Here is a 25,459-nt window from a genome sequence, read left to right as displayed (position 1 = left end):
TGGCTGGCTCCCGCGCCCGGCCCCGTGGGAGCGTCGGCCCATGAAGATCAACTACTCCTGGCGCGCCGCCCTCACCGACGCCCAACTGGTCACCCTCACCGAAGCCCACGGCGGCAGCGCGGAACCCGGCTGGTGGGACCGGGCGAAGCAGCACAGCCTCGGCTGGGTCAGCGCGCACGACGGCACCGAGCTGGTCGGGTTCGCGAACCTGGCTTGGGACGGCGCGGACCACGCGTTCCTCCTCGACCCGAAGGTCCACGCGGACTGGCAGCACCGCGGCATCGGCACCGAACTCGTCCGCCGGGCGCGGGACGCCGCGAGGGACGCGGGCTGCGAGTGGCTGCACGTGGACTTCGAACCGCATCTCCGCCCGTTCTACTTCGGCGCCTGCGGGTTCGCTTCCACCGACGCGGGGTTGATCCGGCTCACCGCGAGCTGAGCCGGCACCGCCGGTGCGGGAGCGATTACCGTGGGGGCGTGACCACGGCTGCGTTCTTCTCCTCGTTCGAAGCGGGCGATCCGCAGCCGGTCGCGGGGGCGCGAGTGGACAACGGGCCGCGCCGGTCGCCGACCGCGAAGACCGGGGTCGGGTTCACCGGGGCGAAAGCCTTGCGCTACCAGGCCGGGCCCACCGTGACACTGTTCGAGGTGGACATTCCGGTCACTGACCACAGTGCACTGTCGTATGTGGTCTTCCCGGCCTCCGACGGTCCGGTCCCGACCTACCGCAGCACACACGTGGCGCTCGACGTCGAGTTCGACGACGGCAGCCGCGCCGGGTTCTCCCCCGAGCCGAAGAAGCTCTGCGTCGACCAGTGGAACCTGGTGCGTCGTCCGCTGAAAGCGTTCGCGGGACGAAGGGTGCGGCGCATCCTGCTGGTGACGGGCTCCGACGGGACGGGCTGGCTGGACGACGTCCGGATCGCCGGACATCCGCCGCAGCACAAGGAGCCGGTCGACTGGGTTCGCACGACGCGCGGCACGCATTCCAGCGGCGAGTTCTCGCGCGGCAACACGTTCCCGGCCACCGCGGTCCCGCACGGGTTCAACTTCTGGACCCCGGTCACCGACGCCCGGGCGCTGAACTGGTTCTACTCCTACCACCGCCACAACGACGACCGGAACGAGCCGCGGCTGCAGGCGTTCGGGCTCAGCCATCAGCCGAGTCCGTGGATGGGCGACCGGCACACCTTCCATCTGATGCCCGGGACCGGACCGGTCGAGCCGGATCGCGTGCGGCGTTCGCTGGCGTTCGGCCACGACGACGAGACCGACCGGCCGCACCACTACCGAGTGCGGTTTCGCACCGGCATCGCCGCTGAGATCGCGCCGTCCGAGCACGCGGCGATGTTCCGTTTCGCTTTTCCCGAAAGCGGAGGCTGGGTGCTGTTCGACAACGCCCGCAACCGCGGCGGTCTCCGGATCGACGCCGAGCGCGGGATCGTCACCGGGCACACGTGGGTGCGGAGCGGGCTGTCGACCGGCGCGCGGCGGATGTTCGTGTACGCCGAGGCTGATCAACGCCCGGTCGGAGGCGGACGGATCCGGCGGCCGTTCTGGCGGACGGTGACCGGGAGCCTGGAGTTCGCCGCGCCGGAGGTGACGCTGCGGATCGCGACGTCGCTGATCAGCCTCGCGCAGGCGAAACGCAACCTGACATTGGAAATCCCGGCGGGCACGACGTTCGACCAGGTGCGCAACAACGCCCGGGAACGCTGGCAGGAGATGCTCGGGAAGGTCGAGCTGGAAGGCGCGTCCGAGGACGAGCTGACCACCTTCTACTCCAGCCTCTACCGCATGTTCCTGTACCCGAACGTCGCGCACGAGAACACGCCGCGCGGCATCCGGCACGCGAGCCCGGTCGTGCGGAGTTTCCGGCCGAGCACGCGGCGGCGCACCGGCGCGAAGGTCGTGGACGGCGAGTTGTACGTCAACAACGGCTTCTGGGACACCTACCGCACCGTCTGGCCCGCGTACGCGCTGCTCGCGCCGCGCCAGTGCGGCCGGATGATCGACGGTTTCCTGCAGCAGTACCGCGAAGGCGGCTGGATCGCCCGGTGGTCCTCCCCCGGCTGCGCCGACCTGATGACCGGCACGAGCTCCGACGTCGCGTTCGCCGACGCGTATCTGAAGGGCGTCACGAACTTCGACGTCGAGGCCGCCTACGACGCCGCGCTCAAGAACGCCACCGTCACCCCGCCGCGCGCGGGCGTCGGCCGCAAGGGACTCGACCGCTCCGCGTTCCTCGGCTACACGCCGGCCTCGACGCGCGGCGGCCTGTCGTGGGCGCTCGAAGGCTGCCTCAACGACTTCGGCCTCGCCAACCTGTCCGACGCGCTCGCCCGCGAAAGCAGCGGCGCGCGGGCCCGCCGGTTCGCCGACAACGCCGTCTACTTCCGCCAGCGCGCCCAGCATTACGCCAACCACTTCGACGCGCGGATCGGCTTCTTCCAGGGCCGCACCCTCGAAGGCGGCTGGCGGCGTCCGGCGGAAGGATTCGATCCCACGGTGTGGGGTCCGGACTACGTGGAGACCAACGCCTGGAACACCGCGTTCTCCGTGCCGCACGACGGTCCCGGCCTCGCCGCGCTCCACGGCGGCCCCAAGGGCCTCGATGCGAAACTCGACGAGTTCTTCCGGACCCCGGAGACCGGTCAGGGCGGCCGGATCCACGAAATGACCGAGGCCCGGGACGTGCGGATGGGCCAGTACGGACATTCCAACCAGCCCTCGCACCACATCCCGTTCGTCTACGCCTTCGCCGGAGCGCAGGCGAAGCTGCAGCGCACCGTCCGCGAGGTGCTGCGCCGGCTGTACCTCGGCAGCGAACTCGGCCAGGGCTATCCCGGGGACGAGGACAACGGCGAGATGTCGGCCTGGTATGTCTTCACCGCCCTCGGTCTCTACCCGTTGACCGTCGGCAGCCCGCGGTACGCGGTGTGCGCGCCGTTGTTCCGCTCCGCCACCGTGCATCTCGAGAACGGAAAGGACCTGGTGATCCGAGCACCCCGCGCCGCGAGCGCCGACAGCGAAGCCGACACGCCGTACGTGCACGGCCTGACTGTCGACGGCGAACCGCACCCTTCGGCCACCCTCGCGCACGCGGTCCTCGCGCGCGGCGCGGTGCTGGAGTTCGACGTCCGCGCCGAACCCGGCGGCTGGGGCGCCGAGCCGGTCACCCCGGTCGCCCCCGCGCCGCTCAGCGATCTGACCGGCACCGGGATCGCCGCTCTGACGGACAACACCAGCCGCACCCAGGCCGTCTTCCGCACGCCAAGGCCGACCATCGCCTTCACCACCGAAGGCGAGCCGCGCGAAGTGGTCCTCTACACGCTCACCTCCGGCGCCAGCGCAGGCGATCCGCGGGACTGGGTACTCGAAGGCTCCGACAACGGACAGCAGTGGCGGACCCTGGACGAACGCTCCGGCGAGGTGTTCCGCTGGCGGCGCCAGACCCGGCCGTTCGTGCTGGCCGACCCCGCCGCGTGCCGGCACTACCGGCTGCGGGTCCGCGCCTCGACCCGGCGCCGCGTCGCCCTCGCCCAGTGGGAGCTGCTGGCCCGATGATCACCGACGTGCGCAACGCCTTCCTCGACCGGCTGGCGGCCGCCGACCCCGGTCTCGTCCGGCTGCGGCTCGCCGCGTCGGCAGTGCTCGGCATCGTGATCGCGGTCCTCGCGATGCAGCCGCTGCATTTCCCGCTCACGACCACGCTCGTCGCGGCCATCGCGGCGATGATGAGCGCGTTCACCGTCAACGACGCCACGGGCGGCGGCCAGGCCGTCACGCTGCTGCTGGCGCTCGTGGTCGGGGCCGCGTCGATCACCGCCGCCTGTTTCGGCTCCGCCTACGCGCCGCTCGACAGCATCGTGTTCGTGCTGCTGATCTTCGTCGCGGTGTACGTGCAGCGGTTCGGCGCGCGCGGCATCGCGCTCGGGTCGATGGCGTTCTTCCTGTTCTTCTTCCCGATGTTTCTGCAGGCGCACCTCGCGCAGGTGCCGCACCTGCTGATCGCGCTGGCGATCGGTGTCGCGGCGAACGCGGTCGTGCGGTTCCTTCTCTTGCGCCGCAACGCCGAAAGCGAGCTGATCCGCTACCGGCAGGCGTTCCGCGCACGGCTCGGCGCTGCGGTGCGCGCGACCGAGGCGTACATCTCCTCCGGCGGTTCGGATCGCAGCAACCGGCAGATCCGCACCTCGGTGGAACGGCTGCACGAGGTGGTCTTGCTGATCGAGGACCACGCGCCCGACGTGGTCGACGACCGTCGCGCTGACCAGCTGCGCCGCCGGGTCATCGAGGTGGAGCTGGCCGTGCAGTGGCTGGTGATCACCGTGCGGCGGACGTGCTCGCAGCCGCTGCCCGAGGGCGTCGCCGACGATCTCGTGGCGCGGCTGTCCCGGTTCCGGTCGCTGATGGAACGCGATCCGCGCGATCTGCCGCTGATCAGCCAGACCGGCGAGTACAGCCGGATGCTCGTGGAAGGCAGCCGGATCGACGAACGCGCGCACCCCGGCGACGGAGTCCGCCGCGCGATCGCCGAACTGGCCGTTGCGGACGACCGGGCGCAGCGCATCGCCAGTCTCCAGGAGGGAGTGGACTTCCCCGTCGAAGAGGACGAGGAAGACGAACCGACCAAGGCGTTCGCGTATGACAACCAGACGCGCGGCGCGATCCAGGCTGTGCTGGGCGGCGGGCTCGCCGTCCTGGCCGGGCAGCTGATCTCGCCGCAACGCTGGTATTGGGCCGTGCTGACGGTGTTCGTCGTGTTCATCGGCACGTCCAGCGCGGGCGCGCGGTTCGTGAAAGGCATGCGCCGCACCGGCGGGACGCTGCTGGGCATCGTCGGCGGCGTCGCGCTCGCGCTGCTGGTCAGCGGCAACACCCCGGCGATCCTCGCGCTGCTGCTGGTCTGCGTCTTCGGCATGGTCTACACCGCGCGGGTTTCGCAGTTCCTGATGGCGTTCTTCGTGACAAGCATGCTCGGCTTGCTGTACAGCCTGCTCGGCACGTTCAGCATCGAGGTGCTGTGGATCCGGGTCGCCGAAACCGCGGTCGGCGCGGCGTGCGGGCTGCTCGCCGCGGTGGTGGTGCTGCCGGTCCGCACGCGCGCGGTGATGCTGGACGACATCGCGCTCGCGCTCGACGAACTGCACGAGTTCGTCGAATCAGCAGCGACGCTGCTGTCCGGCCGCGAGAACGTGAACATCATCGAGATGTCCCGCGATCTCGACCGCGCGGTCGAGCAGGTGCGGCTGACGATCGAACCGCTCACCCACCCGATCAACCTGCGCAGCGCCCGCCGCGACTACGGCTGGCACGTGCTGACCACGCTGGAGGGCATCGCCTTCCGCGCCCGGCACGTGGCCGCCCGCGCGCAGCCCGGCCAGCTCGCCGGTCCCGTCTCCGAGCGGCTGGACCAGTTCGCCGGCCGGATCATCGCGAACGTCGACCTCGTGCACGAGGCGGTCAGCAACCCGGGCAGCACGCGGCTGCGCAAGCTGGTCCGCGACGACGGGACCCCGGTCGCCGACCGGATCGACGAGGCCGAGACCCGCGCGGTCCTGTCCAGCCTGAGCCACCTCGACGAGGGACTCATCGCGCTCGGCCGCGTGCTGGGCGTCGGCGCGCAGGACCCGCCGCGGCACAGCTGACCTACGCGGAGGCGGCGTCGAGGATCCGCAGTTCTTCGGCGCTCAGCGCTACGTCCTGCATCGCGACCAGCGCCGGAACCTGCTCGACCGTGCGCGCGGACGCGATCGGCGCGGCCACCGTCGGCTGCTGCGCGAGCCAGGCCAGCGCGACCGTCGGCATCTCCGCGCCGCGCGCCTTCGCGACCTCCTCCAGCGCCGCCAGCACCTTCACGCCGTGTTCGGTGTCCGCGTAACCGCCCGCGAGCCCGGGCAGATTGCGGATGTTGTCCACCTGCTGTCCCGGCCGGTACTTGCCGGTCAGGAACCCCGACGCCAGGCCGAAATACGGGACGCAGGCCAGCCCGTGCCGCTCCGCGATCCCCCGCCGCTCGCTCTCGTACTCCCGCGCGACGAGGTTGTACTTCGGCTGCAGCGCGACGTACTTCGCCAGCCCCTCGCGGTCGGAGAACTCCAGCGACTCGGCGAGCCGTTCCGGGCTGATGTTCGACGTCCCGATCGCGCGGACCTTGCCTTCCCTCACCAGTTCGTCGAGCGCGGCGACGATGTCCCCGACCGGGACGGACTCGTCGTCGAAATGCGTGTAGTACAGGTCGATCCGCTCGATCCCCAGCCGCCGCAGCGATTCCTCGGCCGCGGCCTTGATGTTCGCCGGAGCGAGCCCCTTGAACTGCGGGCTGTCCCCGACCTTCGTCGCGACCACCACGTCGTCCCGGTTGCCGCGCGCGGCGAGCCACCTGGCGATGATCGTCTCGGACTGCCCGGGCTCGTTGCCCGGGAACTGGTAGATGTACGAATCGGCGGTGTCGAGGAAGTTCCCGCCCGCCTCGGCGTAGGCGTCCAGCACCGCGAACGACGCCGTTTCGTCGGCGGTCCAGCCGAACACGTTCCCGCCGAGGCACAGCGGGGAGACGGCGAGGTCGGATGAGCCCAGAGTGCGAAGTGCGACCATGATCGCATTCAAGCACTCCCGCCCCGGGAAATGCCCGTCTCGGCGAGAGATTCTGCCCGCTCGTACCCAGCCCGGCCGCCGAGCTGGCAAGATCGTCCTTCTCGGGCAGCTTTCTGGGGAGGCAGCTGATGCGAAGACCGGCGGTCGGCGACCCGCTTTGGCTCGGCCAGTACCGGGTGCTCGCGGAACTGGCCCGGGACGAGACGACCCGGGTGCTGCTCGGCAGCGGACCGGACGACCGCCTCGTCGCGCTCGCCCTGCCGGACCAGCGATCCGCCGAGGCCGCGGCGTTGAGCGCGGTTCTCGAGGCCGATCCGGACGCGTCGATGCCTTGGTGGGCGCAAGAGTTCGTGCCCGGCCCCTCTCTGCAGGACGTGCCCGACCCGCTGCCCGAACCGGCCGTGCTCCGGCTGGCCGCCGGAATCGCCGCCGACTTGACTCAGCTCCACAGCGCCGGGCTGGCCCACGGGCGGCTGACGGCGTCCCACGTCCGGCTCACCAGCAGCGGGGCAAGACTCGTCGCCCGCGCGACCGGCGACGACCCGGCCGACGACCTGCTCGCGCTCGGCACGCTTCTCGCCGCGCAGGGCGCGCTTCCCGAGGCGCTCCGCCCGTGCCTCGCGGAAAACCCGGCCGATCGGCTCACCGCCGCCGAACTTCTCGAAGCAATCGGGCCGTCGGCTGAGCCGTGGCCACCCGCCGTAGAGAAGCTCATCGCCGAGCGCACCGCTGAACTAGCCCAGTTCCTCGACGGCCAGCCAGCACCGCAGAACGACTCGGTGATCTACCAGGTCTCGGAAACCCCGCCGCCTCCGCGACGCCCGGCACCGCGCCGGGGAATCCTGATCGGCGCGCTAGCCCTGGTGATCGCCGGACTCGCCGCCTGGCTCGCTTGGCCGAATCCGCCCGTACCCGACGCGCTTCCGCCCGCACCCCAGCCGCCCCTCGTCGAATCCGGATTCCTCACCGCACGCGGACATCCGCAGTTCCTCGCGTTCAACCACGACGGCCGTCTCCTCGCCACGGTGAACGCCGACTCCACCATGGACGTCCTGGACGTAGTGACGCGCAAACCGGTCGGTCCGCGCCTCGGCCCCTTCCCCGACACCGGCTTGACCGGCCTGGCTTTCCGCCCCGAAGGCATCGCCCTCGCCGCCTCAAGGGTCAAAGACAACCAGCTCACGACGCAGACCTGGGACCCGCGAACCGGCAGGGAAATCGGCGAACCCCTCGTGCTCGAAAACATCGACCGCGACGGCAGCTGGCCCGCGCTCAGCTCCGACGGCGGCGTCGTGGCGGTGCCGATGTCCTCCCCGCGCAGGCTGGAACTGTGGCGGGTCGCCGACCGCACCCGCATCGGCAGCATCGAAACACCGGCCGCCTTCCGGAACTCGGAGTTCAGCCCCGACGGACGCACCCTCGCCGTTTACCAGTGGGACGGCCACTCCGCCCACACGAGTCAGCTCAGCCTGTGGGACACGGCTTCCCTCCGGATGCGGGGAAACCCGATCGCCTTCGCCGAAACCGAGCGGCTCTGCTGCTTCGCTTTCCGGCCCGACGGCCGGACGCTGATCACCACCGCAGGCGGCACGACCGGCTCGCAGCCGAAGGTGCGGCAGTGGGACACCGCCACGCACAAGGAGATCCGCCCGGCCTTTTCCCTGTCCCAGGATCCCGGCAACGGGGAAATGAAGGATGCCTTCTTCATCATGGCCGTACCAGGGCTGGACGACCAGCACCTCGTCGCGATCGCGACGGGCACCGTCACGGTCCGCGACCTCGACGGCAAACAGGACGGAGCCGGTCTCCCCGGAATCCTCAACCTCGCGGTCAGTCCGGACGGGAAAACCCTCGCCACGACTTCCGGCTCGACAGCGGACACCACCGTGCATTTGTGGCGCAAACCCTGACCTCGCACCGATCCGCAGCCGCATCGCGTGCGGGCCGCCGCCGGTCCGTGAAGGGGCCCCCACGGACCGGCGGGGGTCAATGCCAGAGACTTAGGGCGGCGCTGCGACTGCAGTTTGCCCAGGTCGGAGGACCTGGGCGGGACCAGGCGTCCGTGAGGGGAACCCTGACGGACTCAGAGTCCCTCAGGGTTCCCCTCACGGAGTTCAGCAGACGGTCGCATGGTCATCAATGAGGCATTCCAGCGAAGTCCGCGTCCTTTGTGGACGGTCGACGGGCGTGCGCCGCGCAGCTCAAGTTCCTGACGCTGCGGGCAGTGGTCCGTGAAGGGCTCCTTGAGGGAATCTGATTCCCTCAAGGAGCCCTTCACGGACCGCACCTCCGCTCCGGGCACGCCCGACGACGCGAGATCGAGGTGCTCCGCCCGACCGGCGCACCCAATCCCGCGTCACGGTCCCGCGTTCAGCGGGCAAAAGCAGGCGGAGCACCCATCGGGCTGAGATGCATCCCCGCGATCCGCCACCCGTCCCCGTCGCGGACGAGCACGTGCGTCGCCCGGAACGTGCCGTCGACGCGGTTCCCCTGATGGGTCGCTTCCTGGTCGTGCACGCCGATCGCGATGGCGGTGTCACCGTGGACGCGCACCTCGACGTCGCGCCAATCCAGCCGCAGCGTCGCCAGCGCGCCGGAGCGGTAGCGGTCCAGCCACTGCTCCCGGTCGAGCACGAATCCGAGGGGTCCGACGAGCCGGAATTCGTCGGCGACCAGGCCGCCCAGCGTGTCCGTATCGCCCGCCGCCTCGGCGACGGCCCAGCGTTTGCCCAGTTCAGCGATCTCCGCAGTGTCCACAATGCCCTCCAGTGCCGATCAATGAGACAGCACAAACGTTAGACATCTAATGGTTCGTCGTCAAACAGTTAGAGCTCGACGAACCTGCGGTACCGTCTCCCCGTGCCCCGACCCGACACGCCTCCGCTCGGCGTCCTCCTCGCCCGCACCGCCAAAACCGCGGGCCAGGCTTTCGACCGCGCACTCGCCGAGGTCGGCGGATCGCAGCCGGTCTGGCAGATCCTCATCGCGCTCAAAACCCGCCGGCACGCGAGCCAGCGCGAACTCGCCGACGCCGTCGGCATCCAGGGCGCCACGCTCACCCATCACCTCAACGGCATGGAGACCGCGGGCCTGCTCACCCGCACCCGCGACCCGGAAAACCGGCGCGTGCACCAGGTCGTGCTCACCGAACACGGCGAGCACACCTTCCACCGCCTCGCCGACGCCGCGATCGCGCACGACAAGCGGATGCGCCGCGGGTTCACCGACGACGAGATCGCGACGCTGGCCGCATTGCTCGGCAGGCTCACGGAAAACGTGACGCAGACGGACCCGTGAGCGTCCGAGGAAGCGCTCACGGGTCCGAGTTCTGCAGTTACCGGTTATCCGGGCACGTCTTCCAGGCGAAGTGGTAAACCGTCTGGACGCTGCCGTCCGTCGAGTCCATCGTCAGGAAGCTCGTCGTCTTCGCCGGGTCCGAAGAACCGGCATACGCCCGCAATTCCGTGTTGATGTTCAGGTTGCGCTCCTGGCCGCACGGTTCGTAGATAATCGCGTCGATGTCCGTCTGATCCGAGAACTGCCAGTCATTGTCGTAGAACCCGTCCAGCCGATGCGTCGCGTACGCGGTCGGCGAGTTTCCCTGGAAATAGTAGTTCGCGCGTTCCACGCCGTACGCACCCTTTTCGAGGTGCCCGAATCCGCGGTAGTCCGCCGAGGCGATTCCGTACGTGAAGCCCTGCGGCACGTGCACGCGCAGGCCGATCTGGCAGTTCTTGCGGAAGTCGGTCGGCTGCGCGCCGACGCCGACCTGGGCGGTGTATTGGCTGTAGGTGACGGTGAATGCCGTGTTGTCCGCCGAAACCGAAACCGCGGCCGTGTCCGGCGGGCAGCCGGTCCCGTTCACGGTCGCGACGTCGATGATAATTTTGTCCGGCGGAGGATTCTGCGGCCAGGAATGCGGGGTAATAGTCGAGGAGAGGGCCAAAAGCGCAGCGGCCATTGTGGTAAGCATGGGTTCCTTCCCATTACTTCCGAGGGTGGGGGGTTTCGACAGGGTAGCGCGAGAACTACACACCGAGTCCCACTGAATGGAGCAACGTACTTGCTTAGCTGCGCACAGCAACGTGTTAACAAACCGTTGACAAAAGCTATTATGGACAATTGACGAATCAACAAAAATGATTCAAAAATACACGACCCAGAACCACCCGGCCCGGCTGGTCCGGACAACTCCGGCGGAAATCGGCCCGAAAACCGGGGCAATTGGGACAGTTCGCGCGCCGCGGCGGCCGATGCGCCACCCCGCGCCTTCTCACCCGATCCGGCGGAATCTCCCGGCGCTGCCGCCCGTCGCGCCCGCGTCCGCCGAACTCGACGGCCGCGGACCCGCCTCCCCCGCACCGGCCCGCAACTAGATCGTGATCTCGAGTTACGCCCTTCGGCGCGCGACTTAAGGCGGATCGCGCCGGCCCCGAACGTGATCCTGGCTACCGTGACTGGACGCACCCGGACGACGCCCGCCGGTAGGGCTAGCATCCTCGGTACTAGCCAAAGTCGTCTCAAGCTGGAGAAGCGCAATGACCCAAGCCCCTGTCAACGTCACCGTCACCGGTGCGGCCGGCCAGATCGGCTACGCGCTGCTGTTCCGCATCGCGTCCGGTCAGCTGCTCGGCGCCGACACCCCGGTGAAGCTTCGGCTCCTGGAGATCCCCCAGGCGGTCAAGGCGGCTGAGGGCACCGCGATGGAACTGGACGACGGCGCGTTCCCGCTGCTGGCCGGCATCGACATCTTCGACGACCCGAAGCAGGCCTTCTCCGGCACGAACATCGGCCTCCTGGTCGGGGCCCGCCCCCGCAGCAAGGGCATGGAGCGCGGCGACCTGCTCGAGGCCAACGGCGGCATCTTCAAGCCCCAGGGCGAGGCGATCAACGCCGGCGCGGCCGACGACATCCGCGTGCTGGTGGTCGGCAACCCGGCCAACACCAACGCGCTGATCGCCCAGTCGCACGCCCCGGACGTGCCCGCCGAACGCTTCACCGCGATGACCCGCCTCGACCACAACCGCGCGCTGGCCCAACTGGCCAAGAAGCTGGACGTGGCCGTGACCGACCTCAAGAAGGTCGCGATCTGGGGCAACCACTCCGCCACCCAGTACCCGTCGGTGCAGCACGCCGAGGTCAACGGCAAGAACGTCGCCGAGACCATCAACGACCAGGCGTGGCTCGCCGACACCTTCATCCCGACCGTCGCCAAGCGCGGAGCCGCGATCATCGAGGCCCGCGGCCTCTCCTCGGCCGCGTCCGCCGCGTCGGCCGCCATCGACCACGTCTACACCTGGGTCAACGGCACCGCCGAGGGCGACTGGACCTCGGCCGGCGTCGTCTCCGACGGCTCCTACGGCGTCCCGGAGGGCCTCATCTCCTCCTTCCCGGTCACCGCGAAGGGCGGCAAGTACGAGATCGTGCAGGGCCTGGAGATCGACGAGTTCTCCCGCCCGCGCATCGACGCCTCCGTGGCCGAACTGGCCGAGGAGCGCGACGCGGTCCGCAAGCTGGGCCTGATCTGAGGTTCGTTTTCCACGATGGCCGCCCCGGTTCCGGGGCGGCCATCGCTGTCCGTGCCGGACGGAAGAACGTTTAGACCGGGTTGACGACGATATTCAGGATGCCTCGGGACGCGCCGCCGGAGAAGGTCAGGTCGCCGCGCAGCTTGTTGTAGCCCTCGCCGGCGCCGCCGGTGATCGACCCGAGCGCATCCCTCGACGTCGGGCCGGGCACGAGCAGGTCCTGGCCTTCGACTACGACGCCGGTGATGTCGCCGTCACGGAACCGCAAATCCACCGTGCACAGCAGCCGCTGGTCCCGCCTCGCGGTGACGACAGTGCAAGTTTCGTAGAACACGCCGACGCGCAAATGATTGGCGTCCCTCAGCTCTCCGGTGCCGATGGCAACCCCACCGAGCTGGAGCGGAAGGGACGGAATCGTGTCTTCGAAGTTCTCAGCGGTGTAAGTGACCGGGGTGAGCGCGGCCGGTGAACTCGGCGCGGCGGGCGACGCCGGCGCGGCCGAGGCCGCGAGCGCGCCGAGGGGCAGCAATGCGGCCGTCGCGACACCGATCACCATCGTCTTCGAGATTTTGATCGCCACTATATCGCCCTTCATTACTCATTCGGCATCCGTTCCGGATGCCAGCAAGGAATAGTCCAGGTATTAGCTCAGCGACAGGATCTCAGTAATTTCCGCAATGGGAACGCAGATGAGCGACGTGCTGCGGGGGCGCGTTCCCGGAGAGAAGATTAGCCGCCGCCGAAAGCTTCCGAAGCCGCTGTTGGAGTGACCGCCAAAGCTCGCAGCGAATCGGCATCCGGAGCACCGCCGAAGCGGTCGATTTCCTTGCGCTGAAAGGTCTTTGTGCCCTTGCCGGACGAGGGCGATGCGACTCCGTCCGGCGACGTGCCCGAAGAATGAAACTCTATCATGGCAACCGCCGGACCGTCTTTTCCGAACGATTTCCGCACCGAACACCGCAAGACGGAAAGTTATTCCGGTCTCGCCGCGGGAGCGCCTCAGAAAGCTCCCGCGATGAGCGCGTGCAAACCGGAAGCGACGCCGAAGTCGGGAACCGTGTGCGTGCCGTCTCGAAGGTCCGCCGCCAGCTGTTCGTAGACCCGGCCGACATTCGCCGCCTGGATCGGCAATCCGCTGGCCTCGCTCACCGGAACCACCGTCCACTCCGGACTTTCCGGCCTCGACGAGCGCAGCTCCAGCCGACCGATCTGCAGCTGCGCCGCCCACGGATCGGTCTCCACAACGGAAGTCAGCGCGAGATTCCCTTCGGCGCCCACGATTTCGATCCGCGTCCGGGGCACCGCCGCTTCCCCGTCGTGCAGATGAACGGACACCACTGCCCCACCGTCGAGCTCAGCGTGGGCCAGGAAGTGATCCGGTGCGGTGACGTCGATCGGCTCCCCCGTCTCGGCGACGCGATGCGAGCCGTTCCGGATCGCCGTCCGAGCAGTCAGCTCGCGGATCGGCCCGAGCAGGTACTGCACCAGATCCAGCGTGTGCCCGCCTAGGACTTCGACCAGTCCGGCCCCGGTGCGACGGTCGTAGGTGTAGGCCGTCCATCCGGGGACATCGCGGGTGTTTCCCTTGCTGCGCGAGCTGTACACGGTCGCGGACTGCACCGCGCCGATCTCGGCGATCATCCCCCGGGCCCGGCGGACGGTCGGCGAGAACCGCGCCTGCAGCCCGACAGCGGTGTGCACTCCGGCCCGCTCCCCTGCGGCAGCCAGCGCGACGGCTTCCGCGGCGGTCGTCGTCAGCGGCCATTCGCAGTAGACGTGTTTGCCCGCCTCCAGCGCGGCCGTCACCAGCTCCACATGCGCGGGCACCTTCACCGTGACGACAACCAGGTCAACGTCCGGATGCTCGGCGAGACTCCGGGCGTCAGTGAAGGCATGTCGGGCACCGAAGCGCGTGCGCGCCTCTTCCGCACTGCGGGTGCGCGTGGTCGCGACGGCGGCCAGCGAGAAGTCGGGCGACGCGGCGATGGCGGGAATGTGCGCCCGCCCTGCCCAGCCCCGGTCCGGGTTCGCGCCGAGGATTCCGACGCCGATCGGCTTGGTCAAGTCCCTGCCTCCAGTAAGCGGGTCAAAGCGTTCCGTTTCCGTCAAGCTACCAGAAGCGGAACAACGTGACCCGCTTGGTTTAGACTGCGGGAATGCCGGAATCCGCCGTCGCAGCGCTGCTCGCCCAAGGCCAACCGCGCGCTGACGCGCAGCGCAACGTCGAGCGGCTGGTCGCGGCCACCCGCGAAGCGCTCGATGAACTGGGGCTCGCAGTCACCACTCGCGACATCGCGCAGCGCGCGGGCGTCGGCCTCGGCACGCTGTATCGGCGCGTGCCGTCGCTGGACGCACTCCTCGCCGCGATCCTCACCGACACCATCGACGAGATGACCGACCGCGCCGCCCACGCACTCGACTCCCCCGACCCGTGGCAGGGGTTCGCCGAGTTCGCCGAAACCTACGTCCAGCTACGAGCGTCCAGCTGCGGACTGCACGACGCGCTCTCCGGCCGCGGCGAACGGCTTGACCTGGAGCCGCGCATCACCCGGCTGCAGCGGGCAGTGCATCAACTCGTCCGGCGCGCACAAAAAGCCAACGTGCTCCGCGCCGACCTCGACTGGCGGGACATCCCCTTCGCGCTCGCCACCGCGATCCCGCCCGGCCACACGATCGGTCTCGTCCCGAGCGGCGACCAGTGGCGGCGGAACCTGCGCATCATCCTCGACGGCCTGCGCCCGGCACGATCGCTTGCTCCAGAAGGCCCTGCAGAACCCGCTGCTCCTTCGGATTGAGCCCGGCCAGCGGCGAATCCCGCGTCAGCAGTTCGAGCAACCGCTCGCGCAGTGCCGTGCCGTCCTCGGTCAAGACGAGATGCTTGGCACGCCGGTCGGTCGGGTGCGCGCGCCGCTCGATCAGGCCCTGTTTCTCCAGCTTGTCCACGACGAACGTGGCGTTCGACGGCTCGCAGCTCATCCGCTCGGCCAGCTCGCGCATGGTCATCGGGCCGGTCAGCTCCCGCAGCGCGGTCGCCTGCGCGGCGGTGAGCCCCAGCGCCACCGCGCGCTCCCGGACGTGGTCGGCGATCTGCTGCGCCAGCCCGTTCACCAGACCGCACAGCTCCCGTTCGGCGATCGCCCGAGGTTCCGTCATGATCCCATCCTAGCAACTCCATCAAGCCAGAATATTTAAAGCTTGAATGTTTCTAGCTTGATGCTTATGGTCGGAGCAGACCGAGGGAAGGGAACGAAACCGTGCTCGACGACCGACTGCGCCGGCCCGCGCTGCTCCAGACCGTGCACCTGGGCGAGACGAAGGTGTCCTTCGTGCCGGACGGTGCTGTGCAAGGAAATCCGCGGTTGTGGCTGCCCAGCAGCACCGCGGAGACCTGGGCCGCACGCCCGGAGTATCTGGACGACGACGGCTACCTCGTCGCCAGCATCGGCGGGCTACTGGTGGAACACGACGGCCGGGCGCTGCTGATCGACGCCGGGTTCGGACCGCAGTCGGTGCCCGCTGAGCCGGGAGCGCCGAACGGCCTGCTGTACGGCGGCGCGCTGCTCGACAACCTGAGCGCGCTCGGGCGAAGGCCGGAAGACGTCGAGGCGGTGGCGTTCACGCACTTGCACTCGGACCACATCGGCTGGGCAGCGCAACCGGCATTCGCGCACGCCGAGTATCTGGTCGCGAAGCCAGAGTGGGCGCAGCGTGAGCCCTCCAGCGAGACCGACACCATGGCACCGCGGGTGCGCACGGTCGACGACGGGCAGGAGGTGTTTCCCGGCGTCCGGGTGCGCTTCGCCGCCGGGCACACGCCGGGACACGCGGAGTACGTCATCACCGCGGGCGAGCAACGGCTGATCGCGTTCGGTGACGCGGTCCATTCGCCGATCCAGATCGAAAACCCGGATTGGTCCTGCGTGTACGACCACGATCCGGCCGAGGCCGCCAGCCACCGCCGGAAGCTCGTCGCCGAACTCGCCGAGCCCCGCACGATCGGCTTCGGAAACCATTTCGCCGACGTCGTCTTCGGGCACGTCCGCGACGGCCGTTGGACCGCTACTGTCGGGTGAATGGCCCGGCTGATCCACCTCAACGGCCCGTCCGGCATCGGGAAATCCACCGTCGCGCGGCACTACGCCGACCTCCACCCCGGCGTGCTCGCGCTCGAGGCCGACCAGGTCGTCACGATGATCGGCGGCTGGCGGACCGCGTTCTGGGACACGCTGCCCGCCGCGCGACGGCTCGCGCTCGCCATGGCGGAAACCCATCTGCGGGCCGGGCACGACGTGGTCATGCCGCAGCTGGTGGCCCGGGTCGAGCAGGCCGAGCGATTCCAGGAGGCAGCCCGCACGGCGGGCGGCGAGTACATCGAGATCATGCTCACCGCGCCCCGGGCGCAGGCGAAGGCCCGGTTCGCCGCGCGCGGCGAGCACGCGGCGACCGACGCGATGGCCGCATTGGGCGGACCGGTCGTGCTCGACCGGATCCACGACCACGTCGCGGAGTACCTCCCGCTCCGTCCACAGTGCACAGTGCTGGACACCGAACACCTCGACCCGGACGAAACGTGCGCGCGCGTCGCGGCGATTGTTGCCCGGCGAGCAGCGGCAGAGGCACCGAGTGCACGGAACGGGGACCAAACGGGAAAGCCGCCGCCGAGCCCGGCCTGAGCGCGGTATATGTCGAGGAGTGCCAGGACACAGAGCCGACGCGGTCCGGCCGTCGCTTGCTGGGCGGACCGCGTGCACCCTCGCCGCGGGCCGAGTGCGCTCACGGGCCGGATTCGCGGTCACTGGTGCGGAAATCGTGGCTCGCAAAGCTGAATCCAGCGCAATTCCGCTTGTCAGCGGTCAAAAGCACGTCGGAACCGCGACGCCACTCCCCTACGACGGTCCGGTCGCCGCCGCGGATCCCGGAGTCCCCGGCCCGACCCCGCACACGTCCTCCCGGAAGAGACTCCCATGCCCGAACCCGCTGCCCGCACGGATTTCCCCACGCCGCCCTGGCTGCTCAGCGCGACCGACAGCGTCGCCCTGCGCGCCCTCGCCGGAGGCATCCTCGACAGCACGGCGTCCGATCTCGACCTCTCCTACACGCTCGCGACCCGTACTCCGCTGGCACTCCGCGCCCTGGTCCCCGCCGGGGACCGCGCCGCCCTCTCAGCCGTCGCAAGCGGCGAGACGACCGGCCAGCCCGTCGCGCAGCGCCCGCGGCTGACCTTCGTCTCCCGCGGCACCGAACTCCCGCCGGGCAGGGAAACCGAGTTCGGCCAACGGTCTCCGCTCTTCTCGGAAACGTTCGACGCGATGTTCGGCGACTATCAAGACCGGCACTTCGCTTTCCAGGGCGCGCTGTGCTGCCTGCTGGAATCCTGGGGCCTCTACCCCGAGGCGGTCGCCCGCCTGACCAAGCGACCTTGGGATGACGCCAGCCTCGTCCTGGACCTCACCCCGGCCTCCGTCCCGGATCTCCTCGCCGAGGTCGCCCGGCTGCACACCGCGGGCATCCCGGTCGCCTGGAACGCGGTCTTCGCCGGGAGCGGCGCCCGGCAGGTCGACCTGCCCGCCGAAGCCATGCTCTACCGCCCGGAGCGGGTCCCCGTCCCGGCCAAGCCCGGCGCAGCCGAAATCCTCGAAATCCCCGCCAGCGACGACCTCCACTCCCTCACCGCCCACACCCTGCACGCAGTACAGAGCCGCGAAGACCGACTCGTCGTGACCACCGCTGGGCCTGACCCCGTGAACGCCGCGGTCTGGGGCTTGGTCAACGCCGCAGCCGCCGAGTACCCGGGCAAGATCACCGCCGTGGGTCTCGACGCGCCAATGCCCGCCGATGAGATCCTCAACCTCGTCGGCGGCAACACCGAACCGCAGCTCGCCATCCGCGACGGAGTCCCGCACGCCTTCCGGATCCGCCCGGCCACGGTCCGGAAAGCCCGGCCCATCGATCCGTCCGGCACCGTCCTCATCACCGGCGGCACCGGCAGAATCGGCGCGCTGCTGGCCGAGCACCTCGTCGCCGAGCACGGCGTCCGGCATCTCGTGCTGGCGAGCCGAAGCGGCCCCGCCGCGCCGAACGCCGAGCATCTCCAGGACCTCGACGCGGACGTCCGCATCGCCGCCATCGACGTCGCCGACCCGGGCCAGGCCGAAAGCCTCATCGCCTCCTGCACCCCGCCGCTGACCGCCGTGATCCACTGCGCCGCCGTCTTCGATGACGACGTCCTCGCGGAGCAAACCCCCGAACGCCTCGACCCGGTCCTGCGCGCCAAAGCCGACTCCGCCTGGATCCTCCACGAAGCCACCCAGCACCTGCCGCTGTCGGCATTCGTGCTCTTCTCCTCCGTCGCAGGAGTGCTCGGCGAGGCCGGACAAGCGAACTACGCCGCCGCCAACCGATTCCTCGACGCCCTCGCCGAGCACCGGCACGCGAAAAACCTGCCCGCCGTGTCGATCGCGTGGAGCCGCTGGGACCCCGCCCTCTTCGACGCCGCCCTCGGCAGCGAAGAACCGGTCGTGATCGGCCCCGGCACCGTCCCGCCGCACCCGGAACGGCCTTGTCCGGCCGAAGAAACCTTCCCCAGACTGCTGACGAATACCCCGGCCGGAAGATGACATCCGTCATCGGGTCCGTCCCGGTTGCGCCGCAATACTCAGTGCCATGAACAAGATCCGGACCGCCGCCGCGGCCGCCGCCCTCGTCGCGGGATTCGCCGTGCTCGCCCCGGCCGCCGCCGACGCCACGACCTCGCCGCTGACCTTCGGCATCTACCCGGGCGGCTACGCGGGAGGCGGTTCCACCACCGGCAAACCCGACAATCCGGCCCAGATCCGGAAGGCGTTGGCGCAGCTGCAATCCGGGCGCCAGCCGTTCCTGCTCCGCGACTACCTCGGCTGCGGCACCGCCTTCCCCGACGACGAAATGCGGTACCTCGCCCCGGGCCGCCGGCTGGACGTCGTGCTCGGCTACTCCGGCGAAAGCATGCCGGAATGGCAGACCTGCGTGGAGAACACGGTGCACCGCTACGGCCCGGTCGCCGACACGATCTCGGTGACACTCGAACAGAACGTGGTACCCAAGCCGAATGGCGACACCGCATTGGTGCAGGGCGTGATCGCGGGCAAGAAAACCGCTGACCGCGACGGGTTCCACCGGCTGCAGATCGGCTTCGACGAGGTCGCCTACACCAAACCGTTCACCCAGTTCTGGCAGCACCTCGCCGAACTCGGCGGCACGGAGTTCAGCCGCTCGGTCGGCTTCGTCGGCATCGACCTCTACCCGGACGCGGGGCTGCCCGGCATCCCGCCGCAGTCCGACCTCGCCGGGTTCGTCCACCAGACCCTGCACAACGTCCGCACCCAGGAGATGCCGATCGCCGGCCTCGGCCGCGACATCCCGATCCGCGTCTCGGAGAACGGCTGGGCGACGCACACCGCCGAGCGCGCACCCGCCGACCAGGCCCGCGCGCTCACCACGGAAATCCTCGCGATCAACCAGGACCGCGTCACGGAAAACGTGGCCAGTTACGAGATGTTCGACCTGCGCGACGACGTCACCGGCTCCGCCAGCCCGTTCGACAACTTCGGCCTCATGACCGACGACTACGCCCCGAAGCCGATGTACTGGCTGCACCGCGGCTTGATCTCGGCCCTCGGCCGGTCTTGAGCGGTTTTTGTCTTGAAACGAGAGCTGGGCGCTAGGCGAAGTTTTCCGCCTAGCGCCCAGCTGTATAGGTCGTTATACAGTACTCAGTTGACCGAGATGTCGTCGGCGTAGATCGGGGCCTGGCCGTACCAGCCGTGCACGTAGATCGTCACCGCGCCGGAGGATCCAGTCGTGAACGGGACGGTCAGCTTGGTCCAGCTGGAGTTCGCCGTCCACGAACTGGCCGTCGCTCCCCCGCTGACCCCGGCGTAGGCGTATCCGCCCTGCACCCACGCCGTCAGCGTGTACGCGTGGTTCGGCGCGAGCGTCAGCTTCTGCGCCGCTTCCCCGGTCGTCGACGCCGTCGGCGACACCTGCAGTGCGTGGCTGCCGGAGTGCACCGGCGAGGACACGATCGTCCCCCCGGTCCACGGGCTAAGTGCGCCGGTCTCGAAGTTGCCGTTGATGACGCTGCCGGTCGGGCTGGTTCCGTTGACCGTCAACGTGTACGTGGCGGTGTGGCTGCCGCCGCCCGCCACCGAACCGGTGATGGTCAGCGGATAAACGCCCGGCTGGGTCGCGGCCGTCGTGGTGATCGAGAGGTCCGCGCTCTCCCCCGCCTTGACTGTCGCCGGGCTGACCGAGGCGGTCACCCCGCCCGGCGCACCGCTCACCGCGAGCGAAACCTGCTGCGCCGTACCGGAAGTCACCGCGGTGGTCACCTTCCCGGCCGCCGAACCGCCCGGGTCGACCGAAGCCGAGGCCGGGCTGGCCGAGACCGAGAAGTCGTTGCCCGGCACCGGGGTTCCGCCGGTGAACGGGGAGAACGTGTGGCTGAAGTACCACTTGTCCTGCGGGATGCCGGAACAGGTGTCCTGCGCGCCGGTGCCCGGGCAGGTGCCGTTGTCCCGCTGCAGCGCCCAGAACGACAGCATGTTGATGCCCTTGGACACGGCCCAGTTGTAGACGGTCACCGCGTCGGCCGTGGTGAACGTTTCGGCCGCGCCGAAGTCGTCGATGCCCGGCATCTCGGTGATGCCGACCATGCCCCACAGCTGGTCCTGCGACTTGTCCGGGTACAGCGACGCCAGCTGCGACACCAGCCCGGCGGCGGCGGTCTGGGTGTCCTGGGCCATGTTGTGCGTGGCGTTGTCGTAGTAGTCGAAGGTCATCAGGTTGACCACGTCGACCTTGGCGCCGTTGGAAACCGCGTTCTGCAGGACGCCCAGCGCGCTGGTGAGACCGCTCGTGGTGGTCGGCAGCGTGTAGGAGATCTGCAGCGAGCGCCCGTTGGCCGCGGCCCAGTCCTGGACCTTCTTGATCGCCTTGTTCCGGCGGTCGACGCCGGCCGAGTTGGTCAGCGAGTTGTCCTCGATGTCCATGTCGAGGCGCGGCACGTCGTAGGTGGTGATCAGCGATTCGTACGCCGCCGCGATCTTGTCGACGTCCGTGCAGCTGTCGGCGATTTCGGTGGCGTTGTGGTCCGCGGTGTAGCCGCCGAACGACGGGATCACGTCCCCGCCGCGCGAGCGGATGGTGCGGAAGTCCGCGCCGAAGGACGAATCCGCGACCGGGAGGCTCGCGTCGCCGTTCCAGAGGACGGTGCACGAACCCGAGGAGGCGGTCTGCAGGAAGGCCATCGTCAGGTGCTTGACGCCGGCTTCCTGCGCCATCGCGGCCGGGCTCTGGCCGTTCCAGGATTCGAAGTAGGGCGCGAACACGTGGTTCGGCAGCGGCGTCGCGGCGTGCGCCGGGGCCGCGGTGGCGACCAGCACGCCGAGCGGAGCCGCGGCGGCGGCCAGGACAGCGGACAATCGTGACAAGTGACTTCTTCGTCGCATGCGGGCTCCAGTGCCGAAAAAGGGGCCGTGCGGCGGCGGGCACGGCCGGAACCTTCTCAGAATTGGACTGGACCAGTCGCCCGTCAAGGTCTAGACCACTAATGCGGCCGAACGGCCGGGTCGGATCGTCGGGCGCCACCGGGGGCCGGTGGTCCGGTGCCGGGCACGGAGCTGCCGTCCGCCCCGTGAGTGTTCCTGCCGGTTCCCACCGGCAGGAACACTCACGATCGCCGGTGGCTCAGCCGACCTGTTCCCTGGCCGGAGCGGGCGCGCCGAGCGCGAACGTGGTCGACCGCGTGGTCAGCGAAATCAGGGCCGCGGCCAGCGTCGACACCGCCAGGAAGCCGAACGCCGCGGCGAACCCGAACCGGTCCGCGAGCCAGCCCATCACCAGCGGCGCGAGCACGCCGGCGAGCTGGCCGCCGGTGTTGACCAGGCCCATCCCCGCGCCCACCAGATCGCGCGGCAGCACGCGCAATGGCAGGCCGACGATGCCGATCGAGGCGAGGCCGCTGATGAACATCGCGACGGTCTGCAGCACGGTGAACCCGGTCGCCGAGTCCGACAGCAGCATCGCGACGAGCACGCCCGCCGCGGCGACGAGCGCGGGCACCACGAGCCAGCGCGGGCGGCGGTCGAAGTACCGGCTCATCAGCCAGCCGCCCAGCAGCACCGCCGCCGCGCTGACCAGCTGCGGGATCGCCGCCGAGATCCCCGCCGCGACCAGCGACAGGCCCTTCGTCTCGACCAGGTACGACGGGACCCAGGTGATCATCCCGTAGGCGAGCATGTTGAAGCAGGCGAACATCGCCGCGCAGCGGATCACCAGCCGGTTCCGCAGCACCTGCGACACCGGCACCTTCACCGGGGCGACGCGCGCCTCGGGTTCGGTCAGCTCGCGCGGCAGCGGCGCCGGCAGCAACCGCCACAGCAACAACCCGACGACCAGCCCGGCCACCGCGACGATCCAGAACGTATGCCGCCAGCCCGCGGCAACCACGAGCGGCGCGACCAGCAGCGGCCCGAGCCCGGCCCCGACCGAGTTGGACGCCAGCAGCAGCCCCGCGCCGCGGCTGCGCCCCTCCTGCGTCGTCCGCTCGGCAAGCGCCTTGAACGCCGCGCCAGGGAACAACGCCTGCGCGAACCCGAACGCCGCGCGCAGCACGAGCAGCACGACCAATCCGGGCGCGAACCCGGTGGAGGCGGTGAACACCGACCACGCCACCAGCGAAATCACCAGCAACGGCCGCGCGCCCACGCGGTCCGCGAGCAGTCCGCCGGGCATCTGCCCGAGCAGGTAGGCGATCGCGAACGCGGACACGACCAGCCCCTGCGTGGTCTTGGAAAGCCCGAACTCGGCGCCGATCAGCGGCAGCGCGACCGCGATCATGACGCGGTCGATGTAGTCGATGATGAAGACGCCGACCAGCAGCGCCAACGTGGTCCGTTCGGTCCGCCGCACGACCGGGGCGGAACTCGGAATGCTCACCGTCGGATCCTCCTTGATTCGGCGATGCCGCATTGTGCGGTCATGGACCCCCTCCGCGGCTTCGTCGGATCCGCCGAATCCCGGGCCCGGGTGTCAGCGGATCCGACGAAGAGCCGGTCCGCCAGCTTCCCGAGGATCGGTGCGGCGGCGGCGATTCGCGAGCTTCCGCGCAGGTAAGCGCATCGGCGACCCTGCGGCAGCGCTCAGAATCCAGGCGGGCGGCGAAACCCGCCGATCGCCTCCGCGAGGCACTGCGCGAAGCGGACCGCGGTGCGGTCGTGCAGATGGGGCGCGATCACCTGGACGCCGACCGGAAGCCCGTCCCGAGTCGCTCCCACCGGCGCCACCGCCGCGGGCAGATAGTTCAGCGAGGACAGCGATATCCACGGCAGCATCTCGCGGTACGGCCGGTCCGAGTCGTTGATCCGCAGGGTCCGGAGCGACCAGCTCGGATCCGGCCGCTGGTCGTGCGGGAAGGCGGCGGTGGGGCTCACCGGGCAGAGGAGCACGTCGACGTCGCGGAAGAACCCGGCCCAGCGGCGGCGAGAATGCTGCCGGCGTTCGTCGAGGAGGTGCCAGTCGCGGAAGCGGAGCGTCGCGTCGGACGCGAACCCGCCTCCTCCCGCCGCGGCGAGCGCCACGAGCCCGGAGTACGACTCGTCGGGCTCAATCAGCCCGGATTGCGCCATCAGCAACGGGCGGTAGAGAGCCATCGTCTCCTCGAGCCCGACCGGCCCCGGACCTTCGACCACCACAGCGCCCTCGGCCCGCACCGCCTCCAGTGTCTCCCGCAAGATCGCGGCCGGCTCGCCGTCGACGGGGCAGAACGGGTCGTCGAGCCAGGCCGCGACCCGGAACTCCCGCAGCGTGTCCGCCCTGGCGGCGGGCAATTCCAGCCGCCACGCCGGCGAGCGCTCGCGGTCCGCTCCCGCGAGGACGTCGAGACCGAGGCCGAGGTCGTCGGCGTGCCTGCCGAGCGGGCCGAGCACGCTCATGTCGGTGTCCGCCAGCGTCCCGGGAGCATGACCCGACACGGTCCCGAGGCCCGGCACGATCCCGTACGACGGACGCAGCCCGTAGACACCGCAGAAGTGCGCGGGCACCCGGATCGAGCCCGCGGTGTCGCCGCCGAGTTCCAGCCCGGTCAGCCCCGCCGCGAGTGCCGCGGCGGACCCGCCGGAGGACCCGCCGGGGCCGCGGGCCGGGTCCCACGGATTGTTCGTGGTCCCGTAGATCTCGTTGTAGGTCTGCCAGTCCCGGGCGTCGGCGGGCAGGTTGGACTTGCCGAACACGATCGCGCCCGCGTTCTTGAGCCGCGTCACCGACTCGGCGTCGCGGTCCGGGACGTGCTGTCCCCAGCGGGCCGAGCCGCCGGTGGCCCGCATGCCCGCGACCTCCACGGAGTCCTTGACCGTCACCGGGACGCCGTGCAGGACCCCGAGCGGCTCGCCCCGGGAGACCGCGCGATCGGCCGCCCGCGCCGCTGCCCGCGCGCCCTCCTCGTCCCGGGCGACGACGGCGTTCACCTTCGGATCGAACCGCCGCCCCCGGTCGAGGTAGTGGTCGAGCAGTTCGACGCTCGACACCTCCTTCGCCGCGACGGCAGCAGCGAGCTGGCGCGCGGAACGAAATGCCAAATCAGTCATGCGAATCTCCAGGAAAAGACCGGACGCGCAGGAGTACCGGTGGCGGTCACGAGGCCGCTTCGTGGCGGGCGTGGCCGAGGCCCTGCCAGCGGCGGGCAGCCGGGGCGGGCAGCTCGAACTGGTCGAGGATCCTGGTCACGATGTGGTCGACCATGTCGTCGAGGGTCCGGGGATGGTTGTAGAAAGCGGGCATCGGCGGGATGATCCGCGCGCCCATGCGGCTCAGTGCCAGCAGGTGGTCGAGATGGATCTCGCTCAGCGGCGTCTCCCGGGGGACGAGGACGAGGCGGCGACGCTCTTTGAGGGTGACGTCGGCGGCTCGGGTAATGAGGTTGTCGGCGTAGCCGGTGCGGATCGCGGCGAGCGTCTTCATACTGCACGGCACGACAACCATGCCGTCGGTGCGGAACGAGCCCGACGACAGGAGCGAGCCCTGCTCACCGGGCCGGTGGTGAACGTCGGCCAGCTCCACGACCTCCCGCACAGTGCGGGTGCTCTCCAGCTCGATGGTCGTCCGGGCCCAGGTGCTCAGCACGAGGTGGGTCTCGACGTCGGGAAGGTCGCGCAGCACCTCGAGCAGCCGGACCCCGAAGGGAGCGCCGGTGGCCCCGGACATGGCGACGACGATGCGGACGGGACGGGTCATGCCGGGTGTCCTACCTTCTTTGTTGGGTCTGAACTGGTCATTCGTAGGATCGGTGGGCCCTG

Annotated in this window: 22 protein-coding genes; 11 read left to right on the top strand and 11 right to left on the bottom strand. The window is 69.8% G+C overall.

Annotation, left to right across the window (positions count from 1 at the left end):
* The first annotated feature begins 40 nt into the window (after positions 1-40).
* The 3 genes from ACFORO_RS43925 to ACFORO_RS43915 are packed head-to-tail and all read left to right on the top strand — an operon-like array spanning position 41 to position 5,651.
* On the top strand, positions 41-439 hold the full coding sequence (locus ACFORO_RS43925; RefSeq protein ID WP_377872363.1) for a GNAT family N-acetyltransferase: 399 nt from the start codon (positions 41-43) through the stop codon (positions 437-439).
* Between the two features lie 38 nt (positions 440-477).
* A complete protein-coding gene (locus tag ACFORO_RS43920; RefSeq protein WP_377872361.1) occupies positions 478-3,567 on the top strand; it encodes a GH92 family glycosyl hydrolase in 3,090 nt (1,029 codons plus the stop codon).
* The gene (locus tag ACFORO_RS43915) at positions 3,564-5,651 is read left to right on the top strand and encodes an FUSC family protein (RefSeq protein ID WP_377872360.1); all 2,088 of its coding nucleotides are present in this window, start codon (positions 3,564-3,566) and stop codon (positions 5,649-5,651) included. The genes ACFORO_RS43920 and ACFORO_RS43915 overlap by 4 nt, the downstream gene beginning before the upstream one ends.
* 1 nt (position 5,652) lies before the next feature.
* Here the strand turns inward: ACFORO_RS43915 and ACFORO_RS43910 are convergent, their stop codons facing one another.
* Positions 5,653-6,600 carry an aldo/keto reductase gene (locus ACFORO_RS43910; RefSeq protein ID WP_377872359.1) on the bottom strand — a complete coding sequence of 316 codons (948 nt, stop codon included), beginning with the start codon at positions 6,598-6,600 and terminating at the stop codon, positions 5,653-5,655.
* A 128-nt stretch (positions 6,601-6,728) separates the two neighbouring features.
* Between ACFORO_RS43910 and ACFORO_RS43905 the strand changes: the two genes are divergently transcribed.
* The gene (locus ACFORO_RS43905; protein WP_377872358.1) at positions 6,729-8,510 is read left to right on the top strand and encodes a hypothetical protein; all 1,782 of its coding nucleotides are present in this window, start codon (positions 6,729-6,731) and stop codon (positions 8,508-8,510) included.
* 460 nt (positions 8,511-8,970) lie between these two features.
* On the opposite strand, the gene ACFORO_RS43900 is transcribed toward ACFORO_RS43905, so the two are convergent.
* Positions 8,971-9,357: a nuclear transport factor 2 family protein gene (locus ACFORO_RS43900; protein WP_377869842.1), complete on the bottom strand. Its 387-nt coding sequence runs from the start codon at positions 9,355-9,357 to the stop codon at positions 8,971-8,973.
* 102 nt (positions 9,358-9,459) lie between these two features.
* On the opposite strand from ACFORO_RS43900, the gene ACFORO_RS43895 reads away from it, so the two are divergent.
* Entirely contained in the window at positions 9,460-9,897 is a 438-nt protein-coding gene (locus ACFORO_RS43895) for a MarR family winged helix-turn-helix transcriptional regulator (RefSeq protein WP_377869843.1), read from the top strand.
* A gap of 37 nt (positions 9,898-9,934) precedes the next feature.
* On the opposite strand, the gene ACFORO_RS43890 is transcribed toward ACFORO_RS43895, so the two are convergent.
* Positions 9,935-10,573 carry a DUF4360 domain-containing protein gene (locus ACFORO_RS43890; RefSeq protein ID WP_354750695.1) on the bottom strand — a complete coding sequence of 213 codons (639 nt, stop codon included), beginning with the start codon at positions 10,571-10,573 and terminating at the stop codon, positions 9,935-9,937.
* A 565-nt stretch (positions 10,574-11,138) separates the two neighbouring features.
* On the opposite strand from ACFORO_RS43890, the gene ACFORO_RS43885 reads away from it, so the two are divergent.
* Entirely contained in the window at positions 11,139-12,128 is a 990-nt protein-coding gene (locus ACFORO_RS43885) for a malate dehydrogenase (protein WP_377869844.1), read from the top strand.
* 70 nt (positions 12,129-12,198) lie between these two features.
* Here ACFORO_RS43885 and ACFORO_RS43880 read toward each other — a convergent pair whose 3' ends face one another.
* The 3 genes from ACFORO_RS43880 to ACFORO_RS43870 form a co-directional block, all read right to left on the bottom strand.
* Positions 12,199-12,708 carry a hypothetical protein gene (locus ACFORO_RS43880; protein ID WP_377869845.1) on the bottom strand — a complete coding sequence of 170 codons (510 nt, stop codon included), beginning with the start codon at positions 12,706-12,708 and terminating at the stop codon, positions 12,199-12,201.
* Positions 12,709-12,857: 149 nt separating this feature from the next.
* Positions 12,858-13,079 carry a hypothetical protein gene (locus ACFORO_RS43875; RefSeq protein WP_377869846.1) on the bottom strand — a complete coding sequence of 74 codons (222 nt, stop codon included), beginning with the start codon at positions 13,077-13,079 and terminating at the stop codon, positions 12,858-12,860.
* Positions 13,080-13,127: 48 nt separating this feature from the next.
* Positions 13,128-14,192 carry a Gfo/Idh/MocA family protein gene (locus tag ACFORO_RS43870; protein ID WP_377869847.1) on the bottom strand — a complete coding sequence of 355 codons (1,065 nt, stop codon included), beginning with the start codon at positions 14,190-14,192 and terminating at the stop codon, positions 13,128-13,130.
* Between the two features lie 92 nt (positions 14,193-14,284).
* On the opposite strand from ACFORO_RS43870, the gene ACFORO_RS43865 reads away from it, so the two are divergent.
* A complete protein-coding gene (locus ACFORO_RS43865; RefSeq protein WP_377869848.1) occupies positions 14,285-14,923 on the top strand; it encodes a TetR/AcrR family transcriptional regulator in 639 nt (212 codons plus the stop codon).
* Here ACFORO_RS43865 and ACFORO_RS43860 read toward each other — a convergent pair.
* A complete protein-coding gene (locus ACFORO_RS43860; protein ID WP_377869849.1) occupies positions 14,847-15,281 on the bottom strand; it encodes a MarR family winged helix-turn-helix transcriptional regulator in 435 nt (144 codons plus the stop codon). The two genes, ACFORO_RS43865 and ACFORO_RS43860, sit on opposite strands and share 77 nt — an antisense overlap.
* A 101-nt stretch (positions 15,282-15,382) precedes the next feature.
* On the opposite strand from ACFORO_RS43860, the gene ACFORO_RS43855 reads away from it, so the two are divergent.
* The 4 genes from ACFORO_RS43855 to ACFORO_RS43840 all read left to right on the top strand — a co-directional run bounded on the left by ACFORO_RS43855 (position 15,383) and on the right by ACFORO_RS43840 (position 19,796).
* A complete protein-coding gene (locus ACFORO_RS43855; protein WP_377869850.1) occupies positions 15,383-16,201 on the top strand; it encodes an MBL fold metallo-hydrolase in 819 nt (272 codons plus the stop codon).
* On the top strand, positions 16,202-16,801 hold the full coding sequence (locus tag ACFORO_RS43850; RefSeq protein ID WP_377869851.1) for an AAA family ATPase: 600 nt from the start codon (positions 16,202-16,204) through the stop codon (positions 16,799-16,801). It begins immediately after the preceding gene.
* Positions 16,802-17,092: 291 nt separating this feature from the next.
* Positions 17,093-18,745: a beta-ketoacyl reductase gene (locus tag ACFORO_RS43845; protein WP_377869852.1), complete on the top strand. Its 1,653-nt coding sequence runs from the start codon at positions 17,093-17,095 to the stop codon at positions 18,743-18,745.
* Between the two features lie 46 nt (positions 18,746-18,791).
* Positions 18,792-19,796 (top strand): hypothetical protein, encoded by a 1,005-nt coding sequence (locus ACFORO_RS43840; protein WP_377869853.1) that lies wholly within the window; start codon positions 18,792-18,794, stop codon positions 19,794-19,796.
* An 83-nt stretch (positions 19,797-19,879) separates the two neighbouring features.
* Here the strand turns inward: ACFORO_RS43840 and ACFORO_RS43835 are convergent, their stop codons facing one another.
* The 4 genes from ACFORO_RS43835 to ACFORO_RS43820 form a co-directional block, all read right to left on the bottom strand.
* On the bottom strand, positions 19,880-21,598 hold the full coding sequence (locus ACFORO_RS43835) for a glycosyl hydrolase family 18 protein (protein ID WP_377869854.1): 1,719 nt from the start codon (positions 21,596-21,598) through the stop codon (positions 19,880-19,882).
* A gap of 256 nt (positions 21,599-21,854) precedes the next feature.
* On the bottom strand, positions 21,855-23,105 hold the full coding sequence (locus ACFORO_RS43830) for an MFS transporter (RefSeq protein WP_377869855.1): 1,251 nt from the start codon (positions 23,103-23,105) through the stop codon (positions 21,855-21,857).
* Positions 23,106-23,308: 203 nt separating this feature from the next.
* Positions 23,309-24,751, bottom strand: a complete 1,443-nt coding sequence (locus ACFORO_RS43825) for an amidase (protein ID WP_377869856.1) — start codon at positions 24,749-24,751, stop codon at positions 23,309-23,311.
* Between the two features lie 46 nt (positions 24,752-24,797).
* Positions 24,798-25,397: a non-oxidative hydroxyarylic acid decarboxylases subunit B gene (locus ACFORO_RS43820; RefSeq protein WP_377869857.1), complete on the bottom strand. Its 600-nt coding sequence runs from the start codon at positions 25,395-25,397 to the stop codon at positions 24,798-24,800.
* Positions 25,398-25,459 lie beyond the last annotated feature (62 nt).

Origin of the sequence: Amycolatopsis halotolerans (assembly GCF_042647905.1) — a bacterium.
Taxonomy (GTDB): Bacteria; Actinomycetota; Actinomycetes; order Mycobacteriales; family Pseudonocardiaceae; genus Amycolatopsis; species Amycolatopsis halotolerans.
Note: the sequence above shows the minus strand (reverse complement) of the source record. Positions and strands in the feature narration are given on the sequence as shown.

What these genes read in the sequence shown, in the direction of transcription:
- ACFORO_RS43925 (WP_377872363.1), top strand. Translation starts at nt 41, where the DNA reads ATGAAGATCAACTACTCCTGGCGCGCCGCCCTCACCGACGCCCAACTG.
- ACFORO_RS43890 (WP_354750695.1), bottom strand. Translation starts at nt 10,573, where the DNA reads ATGCTTACCACAATGGCCGCTGCGCTTTTGGCCCTCTCCTCGACTATT.
- ACFORO_RS43865 (WP_377869848.1), top strand. Translation starts at nt 14,285, where the DNA reads ATGCCGGAATCCGCCGTCGCAGCGCTGCTCGCCCAAGGCCAACCGCGC.
- ACFORO_RS43840 (WP_377869853.1), top strand. Translation starts at nt 18,792, where the DNA reads ATGAACAAGATCCGGACCGCCGCCGCGGCCGCCGCCCTCGTCGCGGGA.
- ACFORO_RS43915 (WP_377872360.1), top strand. Translation starts at nt 3,564, where the DNA reads ATGATCACCGACGTGCGCAACGCCTTCCTCGACCGGCTGGCGGCCGCC.
- ACFORO_RS43905 (WP_377872358.1), top strand. Translation starts at nt 6,729, where the DNA reads ATGCGAAGACCGGCGGTCGGCGACCCGCTTTGGCTCGGCCAGTACCGG.
- ACFORO_RS43860 (WP_377869849.1), bottom strand. Translation starts at nt 15,281, where the DNA reads ATGACGGAACCTCGGGCGATCGCCGAACGGGAGCTGTGCGGTCTGGTG.
- ACFORO_RS43850 (WP_377869851.1), top strand. Translation starts at nt 16,202, where the DNA reads ATGGCCCGGCTGATCCACCTCAACGGCCCGTCCGGCATCGGGAAATCC.
- ACFORO_RS43820 (WP_377869857.1), bottom strand. Translation starts at nt 25,397, where the DNA reads ATGACCCGTCCCGTCCGCATCGTCGTCGCCATGTCCGGGGCCACCGGC.
- ACFORO_RS43910 (WP_377872359.1), bottom strand. Translation starts at nt 6,600, where the DNA reads ATGGTCGCACTTCGCACTCTGGGCTCATCCGACCTCGCCGTCTCCCCG.
- ACFORO_RS43845 (WP_377869852.1), top strand. Translation starts at nt 17,093, where the DNA reads ATGCCCGAACCCGCTGCCCGCACGGATTTCCCCACGCCGCCCTGGCTG.
- ACFORO_RS43825 (WP_377869856.1), bottom strand. Translation starts at nt 24,751, where the DNA reads ATGACTGATTTGGCATTTCGTTCCGCGCGCCAGCTCGCTGCTGCCGTC.
- ACFORO_RS43885 (WP_377869844.1), top strand. Translation starts at nt 11,139, where the DNA reads ATGACCCAAGCCCCTGTCAACGTCACCGTCACCGGTGCGGCCGGCCAG.